This window comes from Paenibacillus silvestris (assembly GCF_009882985.1).
Lineage (GTDB): Bacteria > Bacillota > Bacilli > Paenibacillales > NBRC-103111 > Paenibacillus_E > Paenibacillus_E silvestris.
The window spans coordinates 93,593-93,870 of sequence record NZ_WTUZ01000004.1; the positions used below are offsets into that span (position 1 = coordinate 93,593).

Here is a 278-nt window from a genome sequence, read left to right on the forward strand (position 1 = left end):
TTTGAATTTTACCCCAGATGAACAGCCCATTGTAGCACATATCTGGGGAGATAAGCCGGAATTTTTCCGTGAAATGAGCATCGGCATGGCGAAAGAAGGATTCAAAGGCATCGATATTAATATGGGTTGTCCAGTAGCGAATGTAGCAGAGAATGGAAAGGGCAGCGGCCTGATCTGCCGTCCTGAAATCGCAGCGGATATCATCCAAGCCGCCAAAGCCGGAGGACTGCCTGTCAGTGTAAAAACAAGGCTCGGTTTTAGTGACCTAGACGAATGGC

The 278-nt window shown here is 48.6% G+C and carries 1 protein-coding gene (cut by a window edge); it reads left to right on the plus strand.

The genetic code is table 11. The annotated features are described in order from the left end of the window. Positions 1 to 278 carry part of the coding region annotated (locus tag GQF01_RS01490) for a tRNA dihydrouridine synthase (RefSeq protein ID WP_235958779.1) on the plus strand (this coding region is incomplete at both ends). Its footprint extends 265 nt past the window's final position, so 278 of the 543 annotated nt are shown.